At 51.7% G+C, this 21,760-nt stretch carries 19 protein-coding genes; 11 read left to right on the forward strand and 8 right to left on the reverse strand.

Going from position 1 to position 21,760, the window contains the following annotated elements; all coding sequences use genetic code 11:
* Window positions 1–18: 18 nt before the first annotated feature.
* Complete coding sequence (dtpD, locus tag G434_RS02320; RefSeq protein WP_001032698.1) at window positions 19–1,500, reverse strand: dipeptide permease DtpD; 1,482 nt, start codon at window positions 1,498–1,500, stop codon at window positions 19–21.
* Between the two features lie 270 nt (window positions 1,501–1,770).
* Here dtpD and ybgI point away from each other — a divergent pair, with 270 nt between their 5' ends.
* From ybgI to nei, 5 genes are read left to right on the forward strand one after another with little or no spacing between them, the layout of a single operon-like run.
* Window positions 1,771–2,514, forward strand: a complete 744-nt coding sequence (gene ybgI, locus G434_RS02315; protein WP_000798871.1) for a radiation resistance protein YbgI — start codon at window positions 1,771–1,773, stop codon at window positions 2,512–2,514.
* Between the two features lie 22 nt (window positions 2,515–2,536).
* Window positions 2,537–3,193, forward strand: a complete 657-nt coding sequence (gene pxpB, locus G434_RS02310) for a 5-oxoprolinase subunit PxpB (RefSeq protein WP_001188343.1) — start codon at window positions 2,537–2,539, stop codon at window positions 3,191–3,193.
* A complete protein-coding gene (pxpC, locus tag G434_RS02305) occupies window positions 3,187–4,119 on the forward strand; it encodes a 5-oxoprolinase subunit PxpC (protein WP_000912719.1) in 933 nt (310 codons plus the stop codon). Before pxpB ends, pxpC begins: the two co-directional genes overlap by 7 nt.
* Window positions 4,109–4,843, forward strand: a complete 735-nt coding sequence (gene pxpA / locus G434_RS02300) for a 5-oxoprolinase subunit PxpA (RefSeq protein WP_000687174.1) — start codon at window positions 4,109–4,111, stop codon at window positions 4,841–4,843. The genes pxpC and pxpA overlap by 11 nt, the downstream gene beginning before the upstream one ends.
* Window positions 4,844–4,878: 35 nt before the next feature.
* Window positions 4,879–5,670, forward strand: a complete 792-nt coding sequence (gene nei, locus G434_RS02295) for an endonuclease VIII (RefSeq protein WP_001114002.1) — start codon at window positions 4,879–4,881, stop codon at window positions 5,668–5,670.
* Here the strand turns inward: nei and G434_RS02290 are convergent.
* The 7 genes from G434_RS02290 to G434_RS30095 all read right to left on the reverse strand — a co-directional run bounded on the left by G434_RS02290 (window position 5,667) and on the right by G434_RS30095 (window position 13,732).
* Window positions 5,667–6,713 carry an AbrB family transcriptional regulator gene (locus G434_RS02290; RefSeq protein ID WP_001376771.1) on the reverse strand — a complete coding sequence of 349 codons (1,047 nt, stop codon included), beginning with the start codon at window positions 6,711–6,713 and terminating at the stop codon, window positions 5,667–5,669. The genes nei and G434_RS02290 overlap by 4 nt on opposite strands.
* Before the next feature lie 151 nt (window positions 6,714–6,864).
* Window positions 6,865–7,926 carry a fimbrial protein gene (locus G434_RS02285; RefSeq protein WP_016238992.1) on the reverse strand — a complete coding sequence of 354 codons (1,062 nt, stop codon included), beginning with the start codon at window positions 7,924–7,926 and terminating at the stop codon, window positions 6,865–6,867.
* Window positions 7,923–8,654, reverse strand: coding sequence for a fimbrial biogenesis chaperone (locus G434_RS02280; protein WP_000143511.1), 732 nt, complete (start codon window positions 8,652–8,654; stop codon window positions 7,923–7,925). Before G434_RS02280 ends, G434_RS02285 begins: the two co-directional genes overlap by 4 nt.
* Window positions 8,655–8,669: 15 nt before the next feature.
* Window positions 8,670–11,129 (reverse strand): fimbria/pilus outer membrane usher protein, encoded by a 2,460-nt coding sequence (locus G434_RS02275; RefSeq protein WP_072256432.1) that lies wholly within the window; start codon window positions 11,127–11,129, stop codon window positions 8,670–8,672.
* 50 nt (window positions 11,130–11,179) lie between these two features.
* Window positions 11,180–11,746, reverse strand: a complete 567-nt coding sequence (locus G434_RS02270; protein ID WP_000472419.1) for a fimbrial protein — start codon at window positions 11,744–11,746, stop codon at window positions 11,180–11,182.
* A 389-nt stretch (window positions 11,747–12,135) separates the two neighbouring features.
* The gene (gene gltA, locus G434_RS02265) at window positions 12,136–13,419 is read right to left on the reverse strand and encodes a citrate synthase (RefSeq protein ID WP_000785834.1); all 1,284 of its coding nucleotides are present in this window, start codon (window positions 13,417–13,419) and stop codon (window positions 12,136–12,138) included.
* A 205-nt stretch (window positions 13,420–13,624) separates the two neighbouring features.
* On the reverse strand, window positions 13,625–13,732 hold the full coding sequence (locus tag G434_RS30095; protein ID WP_001513234.1) for a hypothetical protein: 108 nt from the start codon (window positions 13,730–13,732) through the stop codon (window positions 13,625–13,627).
* Between the two features lie 380 nt (window positions 13,733–14,112).
* On the opposite strand from G434_RS30095, the gene sdhC reads away from it, so the two are divergent.
* The 6 genes from sdhC to odhB all read left to right on the forward strand — a co-directional run bounded on the left by sdhC (window position 14,113) and on the right by odhB (window position 21,739).
* The gene (sdhC, locus tag G434_RS02260) at window positions 14,113–14,517 is read left to right on the forward strand and encodes a succinate dehydrogenase cytochrome b556 subunit (RefSeq protein WP_000263347.1); all 405 of its coding nucleotides are present in this window, start codon (window positions 14,113–14,115) and stop codon (window positions 14,515–14,517) included.
* A complete protein-coding gene (gene sdhD, locus G434_RS02255; RefSeq protein WP_000254365.1) occupies window positions 14,511–14,858 on the forward strand; it encodes a succinate dehydrogenase membrane anchor subunit in 348 nt (115 codons plus the stop codon). The genes sdhC and sdhD overlap by 7 nt, the downstream gene beginning before the upstream one ends.
* Window positions 14,858–16,624 carry a succinate dehydrogenase flavoprotein subunit gene (gene sdhA / locus G434_RS02250; protein WP_000775539.1) on the forward strand — a complete coding sequence of 589 codons (1,767 nt, stop codon included), beginning with the start codon at window positions 14,858–14,860 and terminating at the stop codon, window positions 16,622–16,624. Before sdhD ends, sdhA begins: the two co-directional genes overlap by 1 nt.
* 15 nt (window positions 16,625–16,639) lie before the next feature.
* Complete coding sequence (gene sdhB, locus G434_RS02245) at window positions 16,640–17,356, forward strand: succinate dehydrogenase iron-sulfur subunit SdhB (protein WP_001235254.1); 717 nt, start codon at window positions 16,640–16,642, stop codon at window positions 17,354–17,356.
* Between the two features lie 349 nt (window positions 17,357–17,705).
* Window positions 17,706–20,507 carry a 2-oxoglutarate dehydrogenase E1 component gene (gene sucA / locus G434_RS02240; RefSeq protein WP_001181473.1) on the forward strand — a complete coding sequence of 934 codons (2,802 nt, stop codon included), beginning with the start codon at window positions 17,706–17,708 and terminating at the stop codon, window positions 20,505–20,507.
* 14 nt (window positions 20,508–20,521) lie between these two features.
* Window positions 20,522–21,739 carry a 2-oxoglutarate dehydrogenase complex dihydrolipoyllysine-residue succinyltransferase gene (gene odhB / locus G434_RS02235; protein ID WP_000099827.1) on the forward strand — a complete coding sequence of 406 codons (1,218 nt, stop codon included), beginning with the start codon at window positions 20,522–20,524 and terminating at the stop codon, window positions 21,737–21,739.
* Window positions 21,740–21,760 lie beyond the last annotated feature (21 nt).

Here is a 21,760-nt window from a genome sequence, read left to right on the forward strand (position 1 = left end):
AGGTATGGTGCTGGCCTGTTAAGATTCCAGCGCCAGCGCGCGGTTTCTGAATTTCAGCGCCTGATACAGCCAAATCATCAACACCACTCCTACACACGCCAGTGCGCCCCAGGTAATTTGATCAAATACTTCAATATATGTATTGATGGAGTAGTTGATCGCCCCGGAAGCATCAAACGAAGCTTGCGATGTCTGATCGGCAATCACGCCAGCCAGATAGTTCGCAATCGCGCCGGAAAGCAGCATATAAATGCCAGTTAATACGCCAGTCACGCCAGGGATTTCAATGCGCGTAATCTGCGACATAGCAACCGGGTCGATAAACAGTTCCGCAAAGCCCATCACCGCCAGGCCTAACACCATTAGTGGCAGAGAAGAGTGACCATACATTGCGGACCAGCGGGCGCTTAAGGTCAGAATGCAGAATCCGGCGCTCATCAGGCCAAGGCCAAGAGCAAATTTTCCCCAGATGCGCACGGTACGATTACCTGCGACGCTCTCTTTAACCACCCACGCCAGGAACACACCGCACAGCATAACTGCGAAGGCATTAATCGACTGGAACATAGCAGTCGGAACGGTATAACCAAACATATCGCGATTAACGAAGCGGTCGATATAAAGGCTAATCGAGCTGCCGCCCTGCTGTGCGAAGGCCCAGAACAACATACTGAAGAAGGTGAGCGTCACAATCAGCCCCAGCTCCTTACGCTGTTTCTGATTTTCTGCTTTGCGATAAATTTTTGCCAGTACACCCAGGCCAATAATAGTCGCGACAATTAAGGCGTATACCGACCACTCTTTCCAGAACAATACGGTAATCAGCGCAGGCGTTGCCACCAGCAGAACCAGCAGCCATCCCCAGTTCGGCAGGAGAAAGTTTGTCGCACGCAGTACTTTTTTGTTAACGCCGCGGGTATGAGTGAAATGACGATTGCCACATAAGAAAATGACCAGACCCGCGATCATGCCAACCGCCGCCAGGCCAAAGCCCATCGCCCAGCTATACTCTTCCTGGGCGTAACCACAGGCGATAGGTGCGATAATAGACCCCACGTTACCCGCCGCATACATCAGCGAGAAACCGCCATCACGACGCGGATCGGTTGGCTCATACAGCTCGCCGAGCAAACAGCTTACGTTAGATTTAAACAGGCCATAGCCGCAGACGATAATCGCCAGGGACAGATAGAGGAATGACGGATGGATCTCACTAGCACCCAGCACCACATGACCGATCGCCATCAACAACGCCCCCAGCATCACCGCCATGCGATTGCCGAGAACTTTATCCGCCAAAAAGCCACCGAGGATTGGCGTGACATACACCAGCGAACAGTAGGCGCTAAATAACTCGTAGGCGTGAGTATCGTTGTATTTTAGTTGATTGGTGAGATAGAGAATCAGCAGGGCACGCATGCCGTAAAAGCTAAAATATTCCCAGATTTGCAGCGCAACGACATAGTAAATAGCGCGCGGCTGTGATGCGTGTTTATTCATAATAATTCCACAATTGACTGCAACGTCACGTAATAGTTGCGCGGCGTGCTTGTGTTTCCTTAAAGTTAAAACTTTGATACAGATCTGATTATTTATGCAATATGCTGTCTGATTGCATAAATATACATTAGCTGAAGCGTGATGATATAAACAATTTGCGTCTTTTGGCGTCGGGTTTGTTTCTTAATATGTCAAAAGATTGGCTATCGACGAACAGGCGAGGTAACGCTATGTTAACGGTGTAGCTATCAGAATACGGAAGGCGCGAAGATGAAAAACACCGAACTGGAACAACTGATTAACGAAAAACTGAACAGCGCGGCGATTAGTGATTACGCGCCGAATGGTTTGCAGGTGGAAGGCAAAGAGACGGTGCAAAAAATTGTTACCGGTGTCACTGCCAGCCAGGCTTTGCTCGATGAGGCAGTGCGTCTGGGCGCGGATGCGGTCATTGTGCATCATGGCTACTTCTGGAAAGGCGAATCTCCGGTCATTCGCGGCATGAAGCGTAACCGTTTAAAAACGTTGCTGGCGAATGATATCAACCTGTATGGCTGGCATTTGCCGCTTGACGCACATCCTGAGCTGGGCAATAACGCACAGCTGGCGGCGTTACTGGGGATCACGGTCATGGGCGAAATTGAGCCGTTGGTGCCGTGGGGCGAACTGACCATGCCTGTGCCGGGACTGGAACTAGCCTCCTGGATTGAAGCGCGTCTGGGACGTAAGCCGTTATGGTGTGGCGATACCGGACCTGAGGTGGTCCAGCGCGTTGCCTGGTGCACGGGCGGCGGGCAAAGTTTTATCGATAGCGCCGCGCGTTTTGGCGTGGATGCTTTTATTACTGGCGAAGTTTCTGAACAGACCATTCATTCAGCCCGCGAGCAGGGATTGCATTTTTATGCTGCGGGTCACCATGCCACTGAACGCGGTGGTATTCGCGCATTGAGCGAGTGGCTGAATGAAAATACCGATCTTGATGTGACCTTTATTGATATTCCTAATCCTGCATAACGAATAATCAGAGGGATCGAAAGTGCAACGAGCGCGTTGTTATCTGATAGGTGAAACGGCGGTAGTGCTGGAGCTGGAACCGCCGGTGACGCTGGCTAGCCAGAAACGGATCTGGCGACTGGCGCAGCGTCTGGTGGATATGCCGAATGTGGTTGAAGCCATTCCCGGCATGAACAATATCACGGTGATTTTACGTAATCCTGAGTCGCTGGCACTGGATGCCATAGAGCGTTTGCAACGCTGGTGGGAGGAGAGTGAGGCGCTGGAGCCGGAGTCTCGTTTTATTGAAATTCCGGTGGTTTACGGTGGCGCAGGCGGACCGGATTTGGCGGTGGTCGCGGCGCATTGTGGGTTGAGCGAAAAACAGGTTGTTGAATTGCACTCCTCCGTGGAATACGTGGTCTGGTTTTTAGGTTTTCAACCGGGCTTCCCGTATCTCGGGAGTTTGCCGGAACAACTACACACGCCACGTCGCGCTGAACCGCGCTTGCTCGTTCCGGCAGGTTCTGTCGGGATCGGCGGGCCGCAGACTGGTGTTTATCCGCTGGCAACGCCGGGGGGCTGGCAGTTGATTGGTCATACCTCACTCAGCCTGTTTGATCCGGCGCGTGACGAACCCATCTTATTACGTCCGGGAGACAGCGTGCGCTTTGTACCGCAGAAGGAGGGAGTATGCTGAAGATTATTCGTGCGGGCATGTATACCACTGTGCAGGATGGCGGTCGTCACGGTTTTCGCCAGTCGGGTATCAGCCACTGCGGCGCACTGGATATGCCTGCGTTACGCATTGCTAACCTGCTGGTGGGTAATGACGCCAATGCCCCCGCGCTGGAGATCACGCTCGGTCAGTTAACGGTAGAGTTCGAAACTGATGGGTGGTTTGCCCTGACGGGGGCAGGTTGCGAAGCGCGGCTGGATGATAATGCCGTCTGGACCGGCTGGCGATTGCCGATGAAAGCAGGCCAGCGTTTAACGCTTAAACGCCCGCAGCACGGGATGCGCAGTTATCTGGCGGTCGCGGGTGGTATTGATGTTCCGCCGGTAATGGGGTCATGCAGCACCGATCTCAAAGTGGGGATTGGTGGGTTGGAAGGCCGTTTACTGAAGGATGGTGACCGACTCCCGATTGGCAAATCGAAGCGTGATTTTATGGAAGCGCAGGGCGTTAAACAGCTGCTGTGGGGCAACCGCATTCGCGCCTTGCCGGGGCCGGAATATCATGAGTTCGATCGCGCCTCGCAGGATGCATTCTGGCGTTCGCCGTGGCAGCTTAGTCCGCAAAGTAACCGCATGGGCTATCGCTTACAGGGGCAAATTTTAAAACGCACCACCGATCGCGAACTGTTATCTCACGGTTTGTTGCCGGGTGTGGTGCAAGTGCCGCATAACGGCCAGCCGATTGTGTTGATGAACGATGCGCAAACCACCGGTGGTTATCCGCGTATTGCCTGTATCATCGAGGCTGATATGTACCATCTGGCGCAAATTCCGCTCGGTCAGCCGATTCATTTTGTCCAGTGTTCACTGGAAGAAGCACTGAAAGCACGGCAAGATCAGCAACGTTATTTCGAACAATTAGCGTGGCGGCTGCACAATGAAAATTGACCTGAACGCCGATCTGGGCGAAGGCTATGCCAGCGATGCAGAGCTATTAACGCTGGTTTCCTCTGCCAATATTGCCTGTGGATTTCATGCAGGCGATGCGCAAACCATGCAGGCTTGCGTGCGTGAAGCAATAAAAAATGGTGTTGCGATTGGCGCTCATCCGAGTTTTCCCGACAGGGAAAATTTTGGTCGCAGAGCCATGCAGCTGCCGCCAGAAACCGTTTACGCCCAGACGCTGTATCAAATTGGCGCGCTGGCAGCGATTACCCGTGCGCAAGGCGGCGTAATGTGTCATGTCAAACCGCACGGCATGTTATACAACCAGGCGGCGAAAGAGGCACAACTGGCAGACGCCATCGCCAGAGCGGTATACGCTTGCGATCCGGCATTGATTCTCGTCGGGCTGGCAGGAAGCGAGCTGATTCGTGCAGGCAAGCAATATGGCCTGACAACGCGCGAGGAAGTGTTTGCCGATCGCGGTTATCAGGCAGACGGTTCGCTGGTGCCGCGAAGCCAGCCAGGCGCGTTGATTGAAAACGAAGAACAGGCGCTGGAGCAAACGTTGGAGATGGTGCAACACGGCAGAGTCAAAAGCATCACCGGCGAATGGGCAACGGTCACGGCGCAAACGGTCTGCCTGCATGGCGATGGCGAGCACGCACTGGCGTTCGCCCGCCGACTACGCTCTACATTTGCCGAAAAGGGGATTGTTGTCGCAGCATAACCCCGCTTAATAAAGAATGAAAAAAGGATATCACCATGCCTGAAGGCCCGGAGATCCGCCGTGCAGCGGATAACCTGGAGGCGGCGATCAAAGGCAAACCACTAACTGATGTCTGGTTTGCCTTCCCGCAGTTAAAATCTTATCAATCACAACTTATCGGTCAACACGTTACCCATGTGGAAACGCGAGGTAAGGCGTTGTTAACTCATTTTTCCAACGGTTTAACGCTCTACAGCCATAATCAGCTTTACGGCGTCTGGCGCGTGGTTGATACCGGCGAAGAGCCGCAGACCACGCGAGTATTGCGGGTAAAACTGCAAACGGCTGACAAAACCATTCTGCTTTATAGCGCCTCGGATATTGAGATGTTGACCCCGGAACAACTGACCACGCATCCGTTTTTACAACGCGTTGGCCCCGATGTGCTGGATCCGAATCTGACGCCGGAGGTGGTAAAGGAACGATTATTGTCGCCGCGCTTTCGTAACCGTCAGTTTGCTGGATTACTGCTCGATCAGGCGTTTCTGGCAGGACTTGGCAATTATTTGCGGGTGGAGATCCTCTGGCAGGTGGGGTTAACCGGCAATCATAAAGCGAAAGATCTCAGTGCGGCGCAACTGGATGCACTCGCACACGCGTTACTGGATATTCCTCGACTTTCTTACGCTACGCGGGGGCAGGTGGATGAGAATAAACATCATGGGGCGTTGTTTCGCTTTAAGGTTTTTCATCGTGATGGCGAACCGTGTGAACGCTGTGGCAGCATCATTGAGAAAACCACGTTGTCCTCGCGCCCGTTTTACTGGTGTCCAGGCTGCCAGCACTAGGCCGACCGCTTCGGCGCATAGGTTGAAATAAACCGCGCAATGGCTGGCCCCGTCAGCAAAATACTGAACAGGCGCAGGGTTTGCATCGCCATAATAAGCGCCATATCGGCATTGCTCCCTGCGGCGATGACCGCCACGGTATCAAGCCCGCCGGGACTGGTGGCGAGGTAGGCAGTCATAAAATCAATATGCATAAACCGGGTCAGTCCCCACGCCATACCTGCACAAATAGCCAGCAGAGCAAAAATCGACAGCAAGATTTGTGGCAGCGGGCGCAATGCCCGCAGTAAGATTTGCTTATCGAAACCAAGACCAATCCGCCAGCCAATTGCCATATACGCCATCGCCAGCAGCCATTCCGGGAGTTCAATCGTGATGAGCTGACCAGACTGGAGCACTGCGCCCGCCAGCATCGGGATGAGCATCGTGCCGGAAGGAAGACGTAGCAAGCATCCCGCCGTACCGGCAACGACCGCGAGCAAAATCGTAAGCAGGAGATTAATGCTCACTGGCGGGAACCAGACGATCTGCTGGTTAACCGCTTCAGCGTTATCGCCCAGCATCATGCGGGTGACCAGAACAGCGGCCCCCGCGACGAACAGCACTCGCAGATATTGCATAAACGCCACCAGGCGAATATCTGCGCCGTAATCTTGCGCCATAGCGACCATTGCCGCCGCGCCGCCAGGAGAAGAACCCCAGGCACCGGTATTTCCAGGCAGTGAGCTATAGCGCACCAATAACCAACCCACGATGGCGCTGGAAAGCAGCGTCACCAGTAAAATTGTAAGCACGATCGGCCAGTTGACGGCCAGCGTGGTGAGAATCGAACCAGTGAGGTTTTGCGCAATCATGCAGCCAAGAATGGCCTGGGCGGCGAGAAAAGCAGAGCGGGGAAGTTGCAGAGTAATTCCGCGCATACTAAAGATGATCCCGGCGATCATCGGCCCAAGTAATAGCGCCGCCGGGAGATGAACCGCGAGGAAACCAATAGAAAGGAGAAGTGAGAGCACACATAACATTCCCCACTGCAAAACTGGCATCCTTCGTTCCCTCATTATTTTTTCTTTGGTGTATCGATACAGCATAAAGAAAGCCGGGCCAGGAAAAAATAACAGCAATCAAGGAAAAGGGGAAAATCAGCAATTTTCTGAAAGAGATGCCCTTTCCGGCTGCAAAGGGTATCATGGCAAATCAGTTATAGTTAATCTTAAAAAGCACCACTGTATCGAAGGGCCCAGCCTCGATGGGGGTACCTGCAATGGACGAAAGTTCAGCTGTATAGGTTTTTTCGTAGATCAACATGTCACTGGTGAAATCGGCGTATTCAGCATATTTATTGAATGTATAAGGCGAGGCGTTTTCATCCAGTAAACGTAGCTTCAGACCATTACTAATCAACAATGCTTTATCTTCTTCAACCAACGTTTCTTCAGTATAAAACGAGGAACTGACTTTAAATCCGTCGGTGCATTGATCGTTTTGGCTCTTGGTCGTTTTAATACTGAACGTTTTCGTCATGTTATGTCGCCGAATATCCAGCAAATTAAATTTACCAAAATCAATCACCAGTGTTTCCGGTGAAATAGAAAAATTGACGCTGCAATCCAGCACGCGAATGTTTTCCAGACCAGTAATATGATATTTCAGGTTTTGGGCGGTAGGATCTTCGTTAACGCTACCGGCACCGTCAAATTGCACGACGATATAGTCGCTAAGCGTACTTTGATAATCATGCGGCGGCATTTCTCGTATTTTGACGTATAACCGCATGCGAGCGAGAAAGGTACGCGACATGTGAATATTAGCGGGATCGCCCGAACAAATTTTGTTCTGCCATCCCATCGCGATGATCTGCTCAGGGGTATAAATGTCAATGTTCTTACTGTCGATACACTGGTTGGTGTCGATGCGGCTTTTCCCCAGACTGGCATCGTAATCGACACCATTGTATGTCACGCCGAGTTGATAATAACGATCCTGTACCCCCGGGTAGGGGTTTACCCATGCGTAGACATGTTCGCTTTCAAAGTTGCCGTTGGTATTGTTGTCACAATAGACGGGAATTTTAATATCGTCAGATTCCCAGATCTTATCGCCGGGTTTGGCATTACCTGGCACAGCAAAGGGTTGAATCGCTTCCGATTTTTCTACCGTTCCGCCGGAAGTACCAAAATAGCAGTTCAGCGCTAGCGCAGACTTCAATGGCAGAAATAACAGACAGATGACGAGCAACAATCCTTTGCCAGTACTCATTTCTTCGCCTCCACTGCTTGTAAACGGCAATGTCCGTTGCAATTGAGCGTCGTCATGCGTAACGCGCCGTAATCATCCATATAACCGAGATAAAACTGACTGCCGCTATAACTTCCGGTGTTTGTAATTACTGTACTAAAAGGCGCAACCATCACGGTTTTGAAGCCCGGGAGAACACCTTGCTCATTTCGTCCCAGGTAGGCGATTGTCAGGTAATAGCCGGTCGGGTTTTTTAAGTTAAGTTGATTGCCCTGCTGGCTGACTTGTAACTGTAGCTCGACTTTTTCTCCTGCTTTCTTGCGTAACGCGGACGGTCTCCAGAACACCTTGATACGACTCTGGATGGCGACCTGCAGAACGGCATGGCCGCTGTTTTTTTCTGGGGAGGGAGGAATTTCACGCATATTGTAGAAAAATAGCGTTTCGCGATCGCCCGGTAATTTCGCGGTCGAGGCTTGCTTGACTATCCGCACCTGCGTTGTTGCTTTCGGTTCCAGACGTTGTATCGGTGGCAGGGCGACCAGAAGATCGTCGCTTTTCTCCCCTTTTTCATTTTCGAGCCAGGAATAAGCGAGGTAGGGGAGTTTATCGCTACGATTATCCACTCGTAGGCTGGTGGCTTTATCATTAGCGTTAAACACAATGCGAGTGCGATCGGGTTGTAGCGCAGCGTAGCTGCACAGACTGGCAATCAACAACAAAAGGGGAAGTCCTTTCATAAATGTCATTTTTCATTTCCTTAATTAATGACAAGGTAAAATCAGGCGATTTGCGGTGTCTTCCATATGTTCAGGAAGATGGATCGAGCAACGCTGGCTATCACCCCAGATCACGGTAAATTGTTGATTTTCAGCGACTCCACTTAACCAGGCGTGTCCTTCCTCGCCAACCATTCCCACGCTAATGCCGCTATCCTCCTGGCGGATATCCGCACCGAGGGGAGGGAACTGACCGCTGGCGTTGCGAATGATGAGGTTAACGTCTTTACCGGAACGGGAAGCCAGCGATTTGTAACCTATCGCGCCTTCAATCCACGTTTCTTTGATAACGTTATCTGCCACTGTTACGCCGTCGGGTAAGTCATTCATGTTCACCGCCACGGTGGAAGGCTGGTAACTGGAAATCAAAGGCACCACCGCAATGCCAAAATGGTTGGTGTAGTCGAGATTGCCCTGAACCGGAATATCTGCCACGCCATCGGTACTGACCATCAGACGTGGTTCATTGGTGGAGCTGCGACGATGGAACGCCGCACCATATTGAGTTGCCGTGAAAGAACCGCTCCAGCTGCTGCTGACGGAACTGTAATCATTGGCGGCATAGGTACCAGAAATATCCCACTCACCCGCTGAACTCAGGTGCTGATAGTTACCGCTCACCTGGGCTCCATTATCCGGACGGTCGGATTGCAGTCCGGTAGACATGCCCCAGCTATTACGTTCATCTAACGTATCATTCCACGACATGCGGTGCGTGGTGCTGTGATTACTGTTTTGCATGTCATAACCGACCCGCCCCCCGTTACCGAAGGGGAGCGAAATCGACAGGTAAATCTGATTGTCGCGATCTTTATCTTCGTAATGGGTTGTATTGAATGACGTCGAGATCGAGATATCTCTCCAGTTACCAATATCAACATTAAAACTCGCCGTGATGTTGGCGGTCGTGGAGGCGTCTGCATTCCACCAGGTTTGATGCAGCAGGTTGGCGTACAGATTGAGGTTCAGTGGGGTAATCGGTTGCCCCACGGATAAGCTGATCGTCTGTTTTTCGTCCTGCGCATCGTTGTCGTTGTATTTGTGATCCAGATAGTTGGCGTAGCTGTGAAAATGACGATCTGAGAAGCGATAAGCGGCGAGCGAAATCGTGCTGTTAGTGGCATCCACTTGTTTGCTGTAATTAAAGCGGTAACTTAAGCCCCGCTCGTCTTGCTGAGTATCAAACTGACTACTGGCCCAGGTGACATCAAACGACAATGCACCAAGCCAGAGCATATTTTGCCCGATACCCATTGCGGCAGAATGGTAGTTGTCACCCGAAATCAGCAGGCCGCCGTACAGTGAGGTATTTGACAGCATCCCCCAGGAAACTTCATTGCTAAAAAAGGTTTCATTTTCAGTTTGATGAGACATAGATGTTCGCGGCTGACCGGCAGCAAGTTTATAGCGAACCTGCCCCTGGCGCGTAAGGAAAGGCGTCGATGCTGCCGAAACCTGGAAATTGTTCACCCGACCATCTTCTTCCGTCACTTTGACATCCAACGTACCCTGGACGGACTGATTAAGGTCATCAATGATAAACGGACCTGGTGGGACTTTTTTCTGGTAAATAACTCGCCCTGAGTGACTCACGGTGACGGTGGCGTTGGTTTGTGCAATGCCGCTGATTTGTGGGGCGTAGCCGCGTAGCTCCCACGGTAACATCCGATCGTCACTTGCCAGTGCCGCGCCGGTATAAGAAAAGCCGTCGAAAATATTGGAACTGAAATCCGTTTCACCAAGGGTTAATTTTGAACCTAATTGCGGTAATGGACGAAAAAGATAGGTGCGTGATATTTCGCCTGACTGTTCATGGTTATCATCGCTATCGGTCTGATTCAATTGGTAATCACTGCGTAAACGCCATGCTCCCGCGTTAATTCCGGCTGTTCCATAGGCGTTCAGGTTAGTGCTGTTGCTACCATCCTGTGGGCGGTAGCTGCTGGCAAACAGGTTGTAGTCCATCAGGACGCCGGCGACACCTTCTTTCCATGTTGAGGGGGGAGTCCAGTTATCTGAGTGCCACGCCAGCCAGGCTTGTGGAATAGTGATATTCAGTTGCTGGCTAGCCTGATCAAAAATGAAGAGAATTTCAGGCCGGGAGCTAAAATCGACGCACTGGTTTAACCGTGGTAACGACTGACGAACTTCAGGTTTTAAACCAAATTTATCTACCAGTAAATCATTAATACACGGAATGGTTTGGTCACCGTTCTTTTTCCAGTCAATTTTTTGTCCGTTACTGATTTGGTTGTTATTTACTGCAACGCTAACAAAATATTCACCGGGAGCAATGCCCCCTTTTCCCTTTAATAATGAAATATCAATGCGATCTCGCATCGATTTATCGAGGACATTCAGGTTGAATTCGACCGCCAATGCGGAAGGTATCGCCATGACCAGGCAGGATATAAAAGAGAGTCGATAAATATTCACGGTGTCCATACCTGATAAATATTTGAAGAAAGGCGGCGATGACGCCGCCAAAGTGATACTTATTTATAATCCAGTACGTAGGTCGCATTCGCCGTAACTGCGCCTGGTGTTACGGGCGTAGCCTGATCAATTTGTTCCATCCACGCAAAGAAATTTAACGTTTGTTCGCTGGAGGTTGGTGCCAGGTCGATATCTGGAGTAGCGGTGCCTAAAACGATATTGCTTTGATCTTTATTCATTAAACGCACGCCGACACCGGTCGCTTCACCCGTGCTGGTGTTGTTGAGAATCGGATCTGCGCCGGTGGTTTTCGCTGAGCTGTCAAAGGTGACTGCAACTTTAGAAATCTTGCCGCCGGAACCGTTGTTGGAGTTTTCCAGATCGCAGTTGACTAAGCGCAGGTCGACAGCAACGGCATCGCTGTGATGCGACTGATTAATGTGGCTGGTGGTCACCTGACCGAGTTCAACTTCTTTATCAATATCATCCTGATGTATTTCACACGGTGCTTCAATAACTTCACCTTTAAAGTGAATTTCACCGGATCCTTCATCAGCCGCATAAACAGGTGCAGTGAACAGCAGAGATACGGCCAGTGCGGCCAATGTTTTTTGTCCTTTAAACATAGCTGAGTCCTTTAAATAATGAGATAGAGTGTTGCGAGGCAAGAATATATTAACTGACAGTTGAATGTATTTGGTTTTATTTAACAATATTAAAAAGCTTGTTATATAAAGAATGGAATAATTGAGTGCATAAATTTATTGTTTAATGAGATGAAAGATGGGGTGGGATGGATATGCATAATTTTCATTGGGTTAACAATGCTACCGGCAGGAAAGTATAAAAATAAACTTATCATTCTGCTCAGTATGTGACTTGTCACATTTTTTCACCTTATTAATGGGTATTTGCATCTGGTTTAATTTTTACAATTTATTATGTTCAGCCATATAAAAAAGAACCCGCTCTATTAAAGGCGGGTCCGGAAAGTAAACGGCTTAGCAATCAACCATTAACGCTTGATGTCGCTTTTAAAGTCGCGTTTTTCATATCCTGTATACAGTTGACGCGGACGGGCAATCTTCATACCGTCACTGTGCATTTCGCTCCAGTGGGCGATCCAGCCAACGGTACGTGCCATCGCGAAGATAACGGTAAACATGGAAGACGGAATACCCATCGCTTTCAGGATGATACCAGAGTAGAAATCGACGTTCGGGTAGAGTTTCTTCTCGATAAAGTACGGGTCGTTCAGCGCGATGTTTTCCAGCTCCATAGCCACTTCCAGCAGGTCATCTTTGGTACCCAGCTCTTTCAGCACTTCATGGCAGGTTTCACGCATTACGGTGGCGCGCGGGTCGTAATTTTTGTACACGCGGTGCCCGAAGCCCATCAGGCGGAAAGAGTCATTTTTGTCTTTCGCACGACGAACAAATTCCGGAATGTGTTTAACGGAGCTGATTTCTTCCAGCATTTTCAGCGCCGCTTCGTTAGCACCACCGTGCGCAGGTCCCCACAGTGAAGCAATACCTGCTGCGATACAGGCAAACGGGTTCGCCCCCGAAGAGCCAGCGGTACGCACGGTGGAGGTGGAGGCGTTCTGTTCATGGTCAGCGTGCAGGATCAAAATACGGTCCATAGCACGTTCCAGAATCGGATTAACTTCATACGGTTCGCACGGCGTGGAGAACATCATATTCAGGAAGTTACCGGCATAGGAGAGATCGTTGCGCGGGTAAACAAATGGCTGACCAATGGAATACTTGTAACACATCGCGGCCATAGTCGGCATTTTCGACAGCAGGCGGAACGCGGCAATTTCACGATGACGAGGATTGTTAACATCCAGCGAGTCGTGATAGAACGCCGCCAGCGCGCCGGTAATACCACACATGACTGCCATTGGATGCGAGTCGCGACGGAAAGCATGGAACAGACGGGTAATCTGCTCGTGGATCATGGTATGACGGGTCACCGTAGTTTTAAATTCGTCATACTGTTCCTGAGTCGGTTTTTCACCATTCAGCAGGATGTAACAAACTTCCAGGTAGTTAGAATCGGTCGCCAGCTGATCGATCGGGAAACCGCGGTGCAGCAAAATACCTTCATCACCATCAATAAAAGTAATTTTAGATTCGCAGGATGCGGTTGAAGTGAAGCCAGGGTCAAAGGTGAACACACCTTTTGAACCGAGAGTACGGATATCAATAACATCTTGACCCAGCGTGCCTTTCAGCACATCCAGTTCAACAGCTGTGTCCCCGTTGAGGGTGAGTTTTGCTTTTGTATCAGCCATTTAAGGTCTCCTTAGCGCCTTATTGCGTAAGACTGCCGGAACTTAAATTTGCCTTCGCACATCAACCTGGCTTTACCCGTTTGTTATTTGGCTCGCCGCTCTGTGAAAGAGGGGAAAACCTGGGTACAGAGCTCTGGGCGCTTGCAGGTAAAGGATCCATTGATGACGAATAAATGGCGAATCAAGTACTTAGCAATCCGAATTATTAAACTTGTTTACCACTAATAACTGTCCCGAATGAATTGGTCAATACTTCCACACTGTTACATAAGTTAATCTTAGGTGAAATACCGACTTCATAACTTTTACGCATTATATGCTTTTCCTAGTAATGTTTGTAACAACTTTGTTGAATGATTGTCAAATTAGATGATTAAAAATTAAATAAATGTTGTTATCGTGACCTAGATCACTGTTCAGGATAAAACCCGACAAACTATATGTAGGTTAATTGTAATGATTTTGTGAACGGCCTATACTGCCGCCAGGTCTCCGGAACACCCTGCAATCCCGAGCCACCCAGCGTTGTAACGTGTCGTTTTCGCATCTGGAAGCAGTGTTTTGCATGACGCGCAGTTATAGAAAGGACGCTGTCTGACCCGCAAGCAGACCGGAGGAAGGAAATCCCGACGTCTCCAGGTAACAGAAAGTTAACCTCTGTGCCCGTAGTCCCCAGGGAATAATAAGAACAGCATGTGGGCGTTATTCATGATAAGAAATGTGAAAAAACAAAGACCTGTTAATCTGGACCTACAGACCATCCGGTTCCCCATCACGGCGATAGCGTCCATTCTCCATCGCGTTTCCGGTGTGATCACCTTTGTTGCAGTGGGCATCCTGCTGTGGCTTCTGGGTACCAGCCTCTCTTCCCCTGAAGGTTTCGAGCAAGCTTCCGCGATTATGGGCAGCTTCTTCGTCAAATTTATCATGTGGGGCATCCTTACCGCTCTGGCGTATCACGTCGTCGTAGGTATTCGCCACATGATGATGGATTTTGGCTATCTGGAAGAAACATTCGAAGCGGGTAAACGCTCCGCCAAAATCTCCTTTGTTATTACTGTCGTGCTTTCACTTCTCGCAGGAGTCCTCGTATGGTAAGCAACGCCTCCGCATTAGGACGCAATGGCGTACATGATTTCATCCTCGTTCGCGCTACCGCTATCGTCCTGACGCTCTACATCATTTATATGGTCGGTTTTTTCGCTACCAGTGGCGAGCTGACATATGAAGTCTGGATCGGTTTCTTCGCCTCTGCGTTCACCAAAGTGTTCACCCTGCTGGCGCTGTTTTCTATCTTGATTCATGCCTGGATCGGCATGTGGCAGGTGTTGACCGACTACGTTAAACCGCTGGCCTTGCGCCTGATGCTGCAACTGGTGATTGTCGTTGCACTGGTGGTTTACGTGATTTATGGATTCGTTGTGGTGTGGGGTGTGTGATGAAATTGCCAGTCAGAGAATTTGATGCAGTTGTGATTGGTGCCGGTGGCGCAGGTATGCGCGCGGCGCTGCAAATTTCCCAGAGCGGTCAGACCTGTGCGCTGCTCTCTAAAGTCTTCCCGACCCGTTCCCATACCGTTTCTGCGCAAGGCGGCATTACCGTTGCGCTGGGTAATACCCATGAAGATAACTGGGAATGGCATATGTACGATACCGTAAAAGGGTCGGACTATATCGGTGACCAGGACGCGATTGAATATATGTGTAAAACCGGGCCGGAAGCGATTCTGGAACTCGAACACATGGGCCTGCCGTTCTCGCGTCTTGATGATGGTCGTATCTATCAACGTCCGTTTGGCGGTCAGTCGAAAAACTTCGGCGGCGAGCAGGCGGCACGCACTGCGGCGGCTGCTGACCGTACCGGTCACGCACTGTTGCACACCCTTTATCAGCAGAACCTGAAAAACCACACCACCATTTTCTCCGAGTGGTATGCGCTGGATCTGGTGAAGAACCAGGATGGCGCAGTGGTTGGTTGTACCGCATTGTGCATCGAAACTGGTGAAGTGGTTTATTTCAAAGCCCGCGCTACCGTGCTGGCGACTGGCGGGGCAGGGCGTATTTATCAGTCCACCACTAACGCCCACATTAACACTGGCGACGGCGTCGGCATGGCTATCCGTGCAGGCGTACCAGTGCAGGATATGGAAATGTGGCAGTTCCACCCGACCGGCATTGCAGGTGCGGGCGTACTGGTCACCGAAGGTTGCCGTGGTGAAGGCGGTTATCTGCTGAACAAACATGGCGAACGCTTTATGGAGCGTTATGCGCCGAACGCCAAAGACCTGGCGGGCCGTGATGTGGTGGCGCGTTCCATCATGATTGAAATCCGTGAAGGTCGCGGCTGTGATGGTCCGTGGGGGCCACACGCGAAACTGAAACTCGATCACCTGGGTAAAGAAGTTCTCGAATCCCGTCTGCCGGGTATCCTGGAACTCTCCCGTACCTTCGCTCACGTTGATCCGGTGAAAGAGCCGATTCCGGTTATCCCAACCTGTCACTACATGATGGGCGGTATTCCGACCAAAGTGACCGGTCAGGCGCTGACGGTGAACGAGAAAGGCGAAGATGTGGTTGTTCCGGGGCTGTTTGCCGTTGGTGAAATCGCTTGTGTATCGGTACACGGCGCTAACCGTCTTGGCGGCAACTCGCTGCTGGACCTGGTGGTCTTTGGTCGCGCAGCGGGTCTGCATCTGCAAGAGTCTATTGCTGAGCAGGGCGCACTGCGCGATGCCAGCGAGTCTGATGTAGAAGCGTCTCTGGATCGTCTGAATCGCTGGAACAACAACCGTAACGGTGAAGATCCGGTGGCGATCCGTAAAGCACTGCAAGAATGTATGCAGCATAACTTCTCGGTCTTCCGTGAAGGTGATGCGATGGCGAAAGGGCTTGAGCAGTTGAAAGTGATCCGCGAGCGTCTGAAAAATGCCCGTCTGGATGACACTTCCAGCGAGTTCAACACCCAGCGCGTTGAGTGCCTGGAACTGGATAACCTGATGGAAACGGCGTATGCAACAGCTGTTTCTGCCAACTTCCGTACCGAAAGCCGTGGCGCGCATAGCCGCTTCGATTTCCCGGATCGTGATGATGAAAACTGGCTGTGCCACTCCCTGTATCTGCCAGAGGCGGAATCCATGACGCGCCGAAGCGTCAACATGGAACCGAAACTGCGCCCGGCATTCCCGCCGAAGATTCGTACTTACTAATGCGGAGACAGGAAAATGAGACTCGAGTTTTCAATTTATCGCTATAACCCGGATGTTGATGATGCTCCGCGTATGCAGGATTACACCCTGGAAGCGGATGAAGGTCGCGACATGATGCTGCTGGATGCGCTTATCCAGCTGAAAGAGAAAGATCCCAGCCTGTCGTTCCGCCGCTCCTGCCGTGAAGGTGTGTGCGGTTCCGACGGTCTGAACATGAACGGCAAGAATGGTCTGGCCTGTATTACCCCGATTTCGGCACTCAACCAGCCGGGCAAGAAGATTGTGATTCGCCCGCTGCCAGGTTTACCGGTGATCCGCGATTTGGTGGTAGACATGGGACAATTCTATGCGCAATATGAGAAAATTAAGCCTTACCTGTTGAATAATGGACAAAATCCGCCAGCTCGCGAGCATTTACAGATGCCAGAGCAGCGCGAAAAACTCGACGGGTTGTATGAATGTATTCTCTGCGCATGTTGTTCAACCTCTTGTCCGTCTTTCTGGTGGAATCCCGATAAGTTTATCGGCCCGGCAGGCTTGTTAGCGGCATATCGTTTCCTGATCGATAGCCGTGATACCGAGACTGACAGCCGCCTCGACGGTTTGAGCGATGCATTCAGCGTATTCCGCTGTCACAGCATCATGAACTGCGTCAGTGTATGTCCGAAGGGGCTGAACCCGACGCGCGCCATCGGCCATATCAAGTCGATGTTGTTGCAGCGTAATGCGTAAACCCAGGCCTGATAAGACGCACAAGCGTCGCATCAGGCAACCAGTGCCGGATGCGGCGTGAACGCCTTATCCGGCCTACAAAAGAAATGCAGAAATCGTAGGCCTGATAAGACGCGCAAGCGTCGCATCAGGCAAACAGCGCCGGATGCGGCGTGAATGCCTTATCCGGCCTACAAAAGAAATGCAGGAAATCTTTAAAAACTGCCCCTGACACTAAGACAGTTTTTAAAGGTTCCTTCGCGAGCCACTACGTAGACAAGAGCTCGCAAGTGAACCCCGGCACGCACATCACTGTGCGTGGTAGTATCCACGGCGAAGTAAGCATAAAAAAGATGCTTAAGGGATCACGATGCAGAACAGCGCTTTGAAAGCCTGGTTGGACTCTTCTTACCTCTCTGGCGCAAACCAGAGCTGGATAGAACAGCTCTATGAAGACTTCTTAACCGATCCTGACTCGGTTGACGCTAACTGGCGTTCGACGTTCCAGCAGTTACCTGGTACGGGAGTCAAACCGGATCAATTCCACTCTCAAACGCGTGAATATTTCCGCCGCCTGGCGAAAGACGCTTCACGTTACTCTTCAACGATCTCCGACCCTGACACCAATGTGAAGCAGGTTAAAGTCCTGCAGCTCATTAACGCATACCGCTTCCGTGGTCACCAGCATGCGAATCTCGATCCGCTGGGACTGTGGCAGCAAGATAAAGTGGCCGATCTGGATCCGTCTTTCCACGATCTGACCGAAGCAGACTTCCAGGAGACCTTCAACGTCGGTTCATTTGCCAGCGGCAAAGAAACCATGAAACTCGGCGAGCTGCTGGAAGCCCTCAAGCAAACCTACTGCGGCCCGATTGGTGCCGAGTATATGCATATTACCAGCACCGAAGAAAAACGCTGGATCCAACAGCGTATCGAGTCTGGTCGCGCGACTTTCAATAGCGAAGAGAAAAAACGCTTCTTAAGCGAACTGACCGCCGCTGAAGGCCTTGAACGTTACCTCGGCGCAAAATTCCCTGGCGCAAAACGCTTCTCGCTGGAAGGCGGTGACGCGTTAATCCCGATGCTCAAAGAGATGATCCGCCACGCTGGCAACAGCGGCACCCGCGAAGTGGTTCTCGGGATGGCGCACCGTGGTCGTCTGAACGTGCTGGTGAACGTGCTGGGTAAAAAACCGCAAGACTTGTTCGACGAGTTTGCCGGTAAACATAAAGAACACCTCGGCACGGGCGACGTGAAATACCACATGGGCTTCTCGTCTGACTTCCAGACCGATGGCGGCCTGGTGCACCTGGCGCTGGCGTTTAACCCGTCTCACCTTGAGATTGTAAGCCCGGTAGTTATCGGTTCTGTTCGTGCCCGTCTGGACAGACTTGATGAGCCGAGCAGCAACAAAGTGCTGCCAATTACCATCCACGGTGACGCCGCAGTGACCGGGCAGGGCGTGGTTCAGGAAACCCTGAACATGTCGAAAGCGCGTGGCTATGAAGTTGGCGGTACGGTACGTATCGTTATCAACAACCAGGTTGGCTTCACCACCTCTAACCCGCTGGATGCCCGTTCGACGCCGTACTGTACTGATATCGGTAAGATGGTTCAGGCACCGATTTTCCACGTTAACGCGGATGATCCTGAAGCCGTTGCCTTTGTGACCCGTCTGGCGCTCGATTTCCGTAACACCTTTAAACGTGATGTCTTCATCGACCTGGTGTGCTACCGCCGTCATGGCCATAACGAAGCCGACGAGCCGAGCGCAACCCAGCCGCTGATGTATCAGAAAATCAAAAAACATCCGACGCCGCGCAAAATCTACGCTGACAAGCTGGAGCAAGAAAAAGTCGCGACGCTGGAAGATGCCACCGAGATGGTTAACCTGTACCGCGATGCGCTGGATGCTGGCGATTGCGTGGTAGCAGAGTGGCGTCCGATGAACATGCACTCTTTCACCTGGTCACCGTACCTCAACCACGAATGGGACGAAGAGTACCCGAACAAAGTTGAGATGAAGCGCCTGCAGGAACTGGCTAAACGCATCAGCACGGTGCCGGAAGCAGTTGAAATGCAGTCTCGCGTTGCCAAGATTTATGGCGATCGCCAGGCGATGGCTGCCGGTGAGAAACTGTTCGACTGGGGCGGCGCGGAAAACCTCGCTTACGCCACGCTGGTTGACGAAGGCATTCCGGTTCGCCTGTCGGGTGAAGACTCCGGTCGCGGTACCTTCTTCCACCGCCACGCGGTGATCCACAACCAGTCTAACGGTTCCACTTACACGCCGCTGCAACACATCCATAACGGCCAGGGCGCGTTCCGTGTCTGGGACTCCGTACTGTCTGAAGAAGCCGTGCTGGCGTTTGAATACGGTTATGCCACCGCAGAACCACGCACTCTGACTATCTGGGAAGCACAGTTCGGTGACTTCGCTAACGGTGCTCAGGTGGTTATCGACCAGTTCATCTCCTCTGGCGAGCAGAAATGGGGCCGGATGTGTGGTCTGGTGATGTTGCTGCCGCACGGTTACGAAGGGCAGGGGCCGGAGCACTCCTCCGCGCGTCTGGAACGTTATCTGCAACTTTGTGCTGAGCAAAACATGCAGGTTTGCGTACCTTCTACCCCGGCACAGGTTTACCACATGCTGCGTCGTCAGGCGCTGCGCGGGATGCGTCGTCCGCTGGTCGTGATGTCGCCGAAATCCCTGCTGCGTCATCCGCTGGCGGTTTCCAGCCTCGAAGAACTGGCGAACGGCACCTTCCTGCCAGCCATCGGTGAAATCGACGAGCTTGATCCGAAGGGCGTTAAGCGTGTAGTGATGTGTTCTGGTAAGGTTTATTACGACCTGCTGGAACAACGTCGTAAGAACAATCAACACGATGTCGCCATTGTGCGTATCGAGCAACTCTACCCGTTCCCGCATAAAGCGATGCAGGAAGTGTTGCAGCAGTTTGCTCACGTCAAGGATTTTGTCTGGTGCCAGGAAGAACCGCTCAACCAGGGCGCATGGTACTGCAGCCAGCATCATTTCCGTGAAGTGATTCCGTTTGGGGCTTCTCTGCGTTATGCAGGCCGCCCGGCCTCCGCCTCTCCGGCGGTAGGGTATATGTCCGTTCACCAGAAACAGCAACAAGATCTGGTTAATGACGCGCTGAACGTCGAATAAATAAAGGATACACAATGAGTAGCGTAGATATTCTGGTCCCTGACCTGCCTGAATCCGTAGCCGATGCCACCGTCGCAACCTGGCATAAAAAACCCGGCGACGCAGTCGTACGTGATGAAGTGCTGGTAGAAATCGAAACTGACAAAGTGGTACTGGAAGTACCGGCATCAGCAGACGGCATTCTGGATGCGGTTCTGGAAGATGAAGGTACAACGGTAACGTCTCGTCAGATCCTTGGTCGCCTGCGTGAAGGCAACAGCGCCGGTAAAGAAACCAGCGCCAAATCTGAAGAGAAAGCGTCCACTCCGGCGCAACGCCAGCAGGCGTCTCTGGAAGAGCAAAACAACGATGCGTTAAGCCCGGCGATCCGTCGCCTGCTGGCTGAACACAACCTCGACGCCAGCGCCATTAAAGGCACCGGTGTGGGTGGTCGTCTGACCCGTGAAGATGTGGAAAAACATCTGGCGAAAGCCCCGGCGAAAGAGTCTGCTCCGGCAGCGGCTGCTCCGGCGGCGCAACCGGCTCTGGTTGCACGTAGCGAAAAACGTGTCCCGATGACTCGCCTGCGTAAGCGTGTGGCAGAGCGTCTGCTGGAAGCGAAAAACTCCACCGCCATGCTGACCACGTTCAACGAAGTCAACATGAAGCCGATTATGGATCTGCGTAAGCAGTACGGTGAAGCGTTTGAAAAACGCCACGGCATCCGTCTGGGCTTTATGTCCTTCTACGTGAAAGCGGTGGTTGAAGCCCTGAAACGTTACCCGGAAGTGAATGCTTCTATCGACGGCGATGACGTGGTTTACCACAACTATTTCGACGTCAGCATGGCGGTTTCTACGCCGCGCGGCCTGGTGACGCCGGTACTGCGTGATGTCGATACCCTCGGCATGGCAGACATCGAGAAGAAAATCAAAGAGCTGGCAGTCAAAGGCCGTGATGGCAAGCTGACGGTTGAAGATCTGACCGGTGGTAACTTCACCATCACCAACGGTGGTGTGTTCGGTTCCCTGATGTCTACGCCGATCATCAACCCGCCGCAGAGCGCAATTCTGGGTATGCACGCTATCAAAGATCGTCCGATGGCGGTGAATGGTCTGGTTGAGATCCTGCCGATGATGTACCTGGCGCTGTCCTACGATCACCGTCTGATCGATGGTCGCGAATCCGTGGGCTTCCTGGTAACGATCAAAGAGTTGCTGGAAGATCCGACGCGTCTGCTGCTGGACGTGTAGTAGTTTAAGCTTCACCTGCAC

Source organism: Escherichia sp. KTE172 (genome assembly GCF_000408845.1).
Classification (GTDB): Bacteria; Pseudomonadota; Gammaproteobacteria; order Enterobacterales; family Enterobacteriaceae; genus Escherichia; species Escherichia coli.

What these genes read in the sequence shown, in the direction of transcription:
- dtpD (WP_001032698.1), bottom strand. Translation starts at nt 1,500, where the DNA reads ATGAATAAACACGCATCACAGCCGCGCGCTATTTACTATGTCGTTGCG.
- ybgI (WP_000798871.1), top strand. Translation starts at nt 1,771, where the DNA reads ATGAAAAACACCGAACTGGAACAACTGATTAACGAAAAACTGAACAGC.
- pxpC (WP_000912719.1), top strand. Translation starts at nt 3,187, where the DNA reads ATGCTGAAGATTATTCGTGCGGGCATGTATACCACTGTGCAGGATGGC.
- pxpA (WP_000687174.1), top strand. Translation starts at nt 4,109, where the DNA reads ATGAAAATTGACCTGAACGCCGATCTGGGCGAAGGCTATGCCAGCGAT.
- nei (WP_001114002.1), top strand. Translation starts at nt 4,879, where the DNA reads ATGCCTGAAGGCCCGGAGATCCGCCGTGCAGCGGATAACCTGGAGGCG.
- G434_RS02290 (WP_001376771.1), bottom strand. Translation starts at nt 6,713, where the DNA reads ATGCCAGTTTTGCAGTGGGGAATGTTATGTGTGCTCTCACTTCTCCTT.
- G434_RS02285 (WP_016238992.1), bottom strand. Translation starts at nt 7,926, where the DNA reads ATGAGTACTGGCAAAGGATTGTTGCTCGTCATCTGTCTGTTATTTCTG.
- G434_RS02280 (WP_000143511.1), bottom strand. Translation starts at nt 8,654, where the DNA reads ATGACATTTATGAAAGGACTTCCCCTTTTGTTGTTGATTGCCAGTCTG.
- G434_RS02275 (WP_072256432.1), bottom strand. Translation starts at nt 11,129, where the DNA reads ATGGACACCGTGAATATTTATCGACTCTCTTTTATATCCTGCCTGGTC.
- G434_RS02270 (WP_000472419.1), bottom strand. Translation starts at nt 11,746, where the DNA reads ATGTTTAAAGGACAAAAAACATTGGCCGCACTGGCCGTATCTCTGCTG.
- gltA (WP_000785834.1), bottom strand. Translation starts at nt 13,419, where the DNA reads ATGGCTGATACAAAAGCAAAACTCACCCTCAACGGGGACACAGCTGTT.
- G434_RS30095 (WP_001513234.1), bottom strand. Translation starts at nt 13,732, where the DNA reads ATGCGTAAAAGTTATGAAGTCGGTATTTCACCTAAGATTAACTTATGT.
- sdhC (WP_000263347.1), top strand. Translation starts at nt 14,113, where the DNA reads ATGTGGGCGTTATTCATGATAAGAAATGTGAAAAAACAAAGACCTGTT.
- sdhD (WP_000254365.1), top strand. Translation starts at nt 14,511, where the DNA reads ATGGTAAGCAACGCCTCCGCATTAGGACGCAATGGCGTACATGATTTC.
- sdhA (WP_000775539.1), top strand. Translation starts at nt 14,858, where the DNA reads ATGAAATTGCCAGTCAGAGAATTTGATGCAGTTGTGATTGGTGCCGGT.
- sdhB (WP_001235254.1), top strand. Translation starts at nt 16,640, where the DNA reads ATGAGACTCGAGTTTTCAATTTATCGCTATAACCCGGATGTTGATGAT.
- sucA (WP_001181473.1), top strand. Translation starts at nt 17,706, where the DNA reads ATGCAGAACAGCGCTTTGAAAGCCTGGTTGGACTCTTCTTACCTCTCT.
- odhB (WP_000099827.1), top strand. Translation starts at nt 20,522, where the DNA reads ATGAGTAGCGTAGATATTCTGGTCCCTGACCTGCCTGAATCCGTAGCC.